The sequence below is a fragment of the Kamptonema sp. UHCC 0994 genome (genome assembly GCF_029167235.1).
In the GTDB taxonomy this organism is placed as follows: domain Bacteria; phylum Cyanobacteriota; class Cyanobacteriia; order Cyanobacteriales; family Microcoleaceae; genus Kamptonema.
This window is the reverse complement of sequence record NZ_JARFTR010000107.1, coordinates 1-5,909: the sequence shown is the minus strand read 5'-3', so window position 1 is coordinate 5,909 and position 5,909 is coordinate 1. Positions and strand designations below refer to the sequence as shown.

At 44.5% G+C, this 5,909-nt stretch carries 5 protein-coding genes; 4 read left to right on the top strand and 1 reads right to left on the bottom strand.

The window, feature by feature from the left end:
• Positions 1-57: 57 nt before the first annotated feature.
• From PY364_RS10505 to PY364_RS10490, 4 genes are all read left to right on the top strand, one after another.
• Positions 58-879, top strand: coding sequence for a DUF3153 domain-containing protein (locus PY364_RS10505; protein WP_275522327.1), 822 nt, complete (start codon positions 58-60; stop codon positions 877-879).
• Positions 880-960: 81 nt separating this feature from the next.
• On the top strand, positions 961-1,350 hold the full coding sequence (locus PY364_RS10500; RefSeq protein ID WP_275522326.1) for a LapA family protein: 390 nt from the start codon (positions 961-963) through the stop codon (positions 1,348-1,350).
• Between the two features lie 26 nt (positions 1,351-1,376).
• Complete coding sequence (locus PY364_RS10495) at positions 1,377-2,195, top strand: ScpA family protein (protein WP_275522324.1); 819 nt, start codon at positions 1,377-1,379, stop codon at positions 2,193-2,195.
• Between the two features lie 220 nt (positions 2,196-2,415).
• The gene (locus PY364_RS10490) at positions 2,416-3,579 is read left to right on the top strand and encodes an NDP-sugar synthase (RefSeq protein ID WP_275522323.1); all 1,164 of its coding nucleotides are present in this window, start codon (positions 2,416-2,418) and stop codon (positions 3,577-3,579) included.
• A 256-nt stretch (positions 3,580-3,835) separates the two neighbouring features.
• Here PY364_RS10490 and speA read toward each other — a convergent pair whose 3' ends face one another.
• Positions 3,836-5,803: a biosynthetic arginine decarboxylase gene (gene speA / locus PY364_RS10485; RefSeq protein WP_275522322.1), complete on the bottom strand. Its 1,968-nt coding sequence runs from the start codon at positions 5,801-5,803 to the stop codon at positions 3,836-3,838.
• Between the last annotated feature and the right edge of the window lie 106 nt (positions 5,804-5,909).

Here is a 5,909-nt window from a genome sequence, read left to right as displayed (position 1 = left end):
CGGTTAAATTACCGCCCAGAGGGCGGCGTTACAAAGTAAAAAGGGGGAAAGGAAAATATGAAAGAGCAAAAAGATAGTTATGAAACAGGGAAAAGGAAAAAGCATATTCTCTTTCTTTTGCCCTTTGCCTTTTGCATTTTAACAATGCTTGGCGGCTGCGTAAATTACGATGTAGGAGTAAACTTTGACAGTCAAACTCACGGAGAGATAGTGCAGCATATCAAACTGGGAGAAAGGCTGACTAGCTTTAGCAGCGATACAGTCCGAGAATGGTTAGATAGTATAGATCGCCGCGTGCGATCGCTACAAGGGAGAACTAAGCGGTTGTCTGATAGCGAGGTTACTGTTAGGATTCCTTTTAATAATGGGGCTGAATTAGAGGAAAAGTTTAACCAATTTTTTAATCCAGTTGAGGAGCAAAATTCTCAGGTTAGTAATTCTCTTGAAACAGATTTGCCTAAGTTTGGATGCCACATTAGCGTTAATCAAAATAATTTAGTGTTGTTGCTGAGAAATCGGCTGAGTTTGGAATTAGATTTGCGATCGCTTTCTCTCCTCTCCAGTAGTGGCAATGTTTTAGTTAGTCCGGGCCCGCTTTTGGAATTAGAATTTAGTTTGAGAACTCCTTGGGGAGCAAAAAGTATTGACAATGTTGCAAATGCTATTACTCCTAGTATTGAGCCGGGAAATCAGTTAATTTGGAAGCTCAAGCCTGGTGAGATCAACCATTTGGAAGCTGTTTTCTGGCTTCCGAGTCCGATCGGAATTGGTACTGCGATCATTGCTTTATTAGTTCTTGCTGGCAGTTATCTAAAATATCAAATTTTGCCGGCAATCGGGATCGGAAAACGGCAAGAAGTTTCTCAACTGAAGGCTTAAGTGAGTAAGGAAATGGTAAGTTGTTGCGCTTCAGCGCAACAACTTACCTAAACTAGAGTGTACTTATTAGTAATTAAAAAAATGCGAGTTCTCAACTTTTTCTTCATCTTCTTAATTTGCCTAGCTCTGGTTGTTTTTAGCCTGGAAAATACCGAGCCTACGACAATTCAAATAATCCAAGGTGTCGAATTTCAAGCACCTCTCTGTGTAGAGCTAATTATCGCGACGGGATTGGGGGCAGTTCTAGCATTAATTTTCAGTTTGTGGTCGAGAATGCAGCGAATGCTAGGATCTCGCGAGAATAATCACCAAATTCGCCAAAAAGAGCAGCGTATTCAGCAACTAGAGCAAGATATAGAACGCTATAAGGTAGAACTAGAAGAGAAAGTTCCCTTACTTCCAGAAGGCAAATCCCTAAGCTCTCCTACGGAATCAATTGAGATAGAGAAAGCCGAGACTCTTAGTAATTAAAAGGGCAGGAAAAAACGAGGGAGGCTATGAGCGTTTCCACAGCCCAAAATGGGTTCGCAACGATTTCTGAGGGTATTGCACTTTTAATTGAGTTAGCAGAAAAGGGAGAAATCGACCCTTGGGATGTGCAAGTCATTGAAGTGATCGATCGCTGTTTGAGTAAACTGGCTCCCGCGTGCAATCCTGGTACTGATGCTGACTTTGCCGATTTGTCTCAATCGGGGCAGGCTTTTTTGTATGCGTCGATGTTGGTGCTACTGAAGGCTGAAAGCCTGGTTTTGTCGGAATCTCCCCCTGACTTGCCAGAAGAGGGGGAGTTACTAGAATCTGAAGAATCAGGTGGGGGGCGACAGTTACCGCAAAACTTGGAAAGGCAGTTACGTCGCCGTGCGGTATCTCAGTTACCCCGAAAACGCCCTGTGACTCTGCAAGAGTTGATCGAGCAGTTGCAGCTCATGCAGGCAGCAATTGAGGAAACGCCCCTTCCTGCGCGTCCTCGACGTACTAGCTCTAAGGTGCGGGCTCAGGCTGCTCGTGCGATCGCTGAATTGGCTCACCAGGAAAATCTGGTGGAAACTGCTACGGAATTAGAGCGATTTTTGGCAGAACATGGGCCGATGGTGGGTGGGGATTGGCTGGATATAGAACAACTGTTAGAGTTGTGGCAACAGGAGAATTTACACTCTTCTGCGGCTCCAGAATTTGCCGCTAGTAGCGATGCTCATTCGTCGCCCCAGGGCGATCGCGTGGGTATTTTTTGGGCGCTGCTGCTGCTATCGGCTCAGTCGAAAGTAGAGCTACTTCAAGAGGAATTTTATCAAGACCTCAAGATTCGACCACTCTGAATGGGCAGATGGGGAGCGGGGGAGATGGGAGGATGGAGAAGGTTGGTTGGTTCAGAAGTCACTAAATCTAGCTAAATTGGGAAAATGATTGATAGCCTGGTACGATGTCGCCTAAAAGCGAGTTGATGTCTGGTGCGATCGCCGCCGAGCAGCAAGGCGCGATCGTTGGGATTAAATGGCTGCATTGGTATCAATTGAGTGAGGGTTGAGGAAGTTAAAGATGAAAGCCATGATTCTGGCAGCCGGAAAGGGTACTCGCGTGCAACCCATTACCCACACGATTCCTAAACCCTTGATTCCCATCCTGCAAAAGCCAGTGATGGAATTTTTGGTGGAATTGCTTCGCAAGCACGGGTTTGATCAAATTATGGTCAACGTTTCCCACTTGGCAAACGAAATTGAAAACTATTTTCGAGACGGTCAGAAATTTGGGGTGCAAATTGCCTATTCTTTTGAAGGGCGAATTGTAGAAGGAGAGTTAATCGGGAAAGCTTTGGGCTCGGCGGGGGGAATGAAGCGTATCCAAGACTTTTCACCTTTTTTTGATGATACTTTTGTGGTTCTTTGTGGCGATGCTTTGATTGATTTGGACTTGACACAGGCTGTCAAGTGGCACAGAGAAAAAGGCGCGATCGCAACAGTAGTGATGAAATCTGTCCCCCGCGAAGAGGTTTCTAGCTACGGCGTTGTCGTTACTGACGAATCCGGCAGGATTAAAGCCTTCCAAGAAAAACCCTCCGTAGAAGAAGCTCTGAGTACCGATATCAATACTGGTATTTACATTTTTGAACCGGAAGTTTTTAATTACATCCCCTCCGGTGTTGAGTATGACATCGGTTCGGATTTATTCCCCCAATTAGTAGCAATCGGTGCACCTTTTTATGGGATTTCGATGGACTTTCAGTGGGTGGATATTGGCAAAGTCCCCGACTATTGGCGGGCAATTCGCAGCGTGCTTTTGGGAGAAGTTAAAAATGTCTCAATCCCCGGCAAAGAAGTATTGCCGGGGATCTATACTGGCTTAAATGTAGCTGTGAATTGGGATAAAGTTGATATCACTGGCCCTGTTTATATCGGTGGTATGACTAGAATTGAAGACGGCGCGAAAATTGTCGGCCCAACGATGATTGGCCCTAATTGTTGGGTGTGTAGTGGTGCAACTGTTGAAAATAGTGTGATTTTTGAATACTCCCGTTTGGGGCCGGGGGTGCGTTTGGTGGATAAGCTGGTATTTGGTCGCTATTGTGTGGATAAAATTGGGGCTGCGATCGATGTTCAAGCGGCGGCTCTTGATTGGTTGATTACTGATGCTCGTCAGGTTTTACCTTCTCAGCCTCCAGAAGAAAGACAGGCGATCGATGATATTCTTCGTAATTCTGATTAATTACTAATGGCTAATGGCTAATGGCTAATGGCTAATTGCTAATTGCTAATTGCTAATTGCTAATTGCTAATTGCTAATACAGGACTTACGCATTGTAAAGGTATAACAAGGGTTTGGGATTGCTTCGGAAGCCTCGCAATGACAGAAAACCGTAGTAAGTGCGTAAGTCCTGTAATAGTAGGATGGGTGGAGCGTCAGCGAAACCCATCACCAAAGTCCAGTTAACAGTTAACAGTTAACAGTTAACAGTTAACAATTAGCTCTGAAGGTAAGTATACCTAGTAAGACTACGCTCATAGTTTTGGAGCAAAAGTTGGGCTTCAGCAAGAGTAATTTTATTTTGCTGCAAAGCTTGCTCTGTTTGGCGGCGGATACTCTCAACCAGACTCTCTGAATCGTACTGCACATAACTGAGCACTTCTTTCATCGTATCGCCTTTAACAACGTGCTCGATTTTGAAGCCAGAGGGAGTTAGTTGGATATGGACAGTATTAGCGTCACCAAATAGATTGTGCAAATTACCCATGATTTCCTGATAGGCTCCGCCCATAAATAGAGCCAAATAATATGGTTCTCCTGTCTTGATTTTGTGCAATTCTAAAACAGATTTGACATCTCGTAAATCGATAAATTGGTCGATTTTACCATCACTATCGCAGGTTAAATCTGCTAGAATTCCCCGTTGAGTTGGTTCTTCGTCAAGCCGATGGACTGGCATAATTGGGAATAGCTGATTAATCGCCCAACTGTCGGGTGCTGACTGAAAAACTGACAGGTTAATATAGTAAATAGAAGCCATGATTTTTTCCAAGTCTTCTAAGTCATCAGGTACGTAGTCTTTCTGACGTGCGATCGCCTGGATTTTCTCACAGCAAGCCCAGTAAAGTCGCTCTGTTTTAGCTCGCTCAGCAATCCCCAAATAGCCTAAGTTAAATAAGCTGATCGCTTCTTCCTTAAACTGGATGGCATCGTGATAAACTTCTTGGTAGTTTTCGTCGTTAATTGACTGGTAAATCTCGTAAAGATTGCGGGGAATTAGGTGATCGTCTTCGCCTACTGCTTCAGCTATTTCTCTGGGGACATCGCTGGTTCCGAGTACGTCAAAAATTAATACTGATTGGTGAGAGGCGATGGCTCTACCACTTTCACTAATTAAAATTGGAACTGGCAATTTGCGCTCGTCGCAAGCGTCTTTAACCCCGGCTACTACGTCATTGGCGTAGTTCTGCATATTGTAATTTTTAGAGGCGTGAAAGTTAGTTTTAGAGCCATCATAGTCAACTCCTAGCCCGCCGCCAACATCAAGGTACTTCATATTCGCCCCTAATTTAGCCAACTCGACATAAATGTGGCTGGCTTCACGAATAGCTTCTTTAATGATGCTAATTGATGAAATTTGAGAGCCAATATGGAAGTGCAATAGTTGTAAAGAATCTAGCATTTCTGCTGACCGCAATTCGTCAACTGCACGCATGATTTCGGGAATAGTTAAGCCGAATTTAGCGCGATCGCCTGTAGAATTTCCCCAATGACCAATACCTTTAGTGCTGAGTTTTGCTCGTACACCTAATATTGGCTTAATTCCCAAAGCTTTACCAGCTTCGATGGCGAGTTGGACTTCCTCAATTTGCTCGATGACAATTACTGGAGTTTGCCCTAAACGCTGGGCTAAGATGGCTGTTTCTATATATTCCCGGTCTTTATAGCCGTTGCAAATTAGCATTGCACCAGGAGTTTTTAACGTCGCCAAAGCTATCATTAATTCCGGCTTCGATCCTGCTTCTAAACCGAAATAGTGGGGCTGACCAAACCGGACTAAATCTTCTACTAAGTGGCGGTGTTGGTTGCACTTGACAGGAAATACGCCGCGATATACATTTTTGTAGTTATAACGGGCGATCGCTTTGGCAAAACAGGAATTTAAGCGCTCGATCCTATCTTCCAGAATATCCGAAAAGCGAATCAACAAAGGCAGACCCAGACTTCGCTGTTTTAGGGATTCTACCAGTTCGTACAGATCCAGAGAACCGCCGCGATCGCCCTTGGGAGATACTGTAATGTGACCCGCTGCGTTAATCGAAAAATAGGGCTCGCCCCAACCTTGAATGCGGTATAGTTTCTCACTATCTTCTATTTTCCAAGACTTTTGTGGCGGGATGGTCGCAATCGCAGTAACCACAGGGATAGCAACATCGGAGTTAGGGGTTGTAGTGGGGGCACTCATCAGTTCGGGAACCTCACAGCAATTAGTTGAATAGATAGTTTAACGTATTTTGCTGGAGGCGATCGCCTTAATGACCGCAATATATAAAAGGACTTACGCACGATTA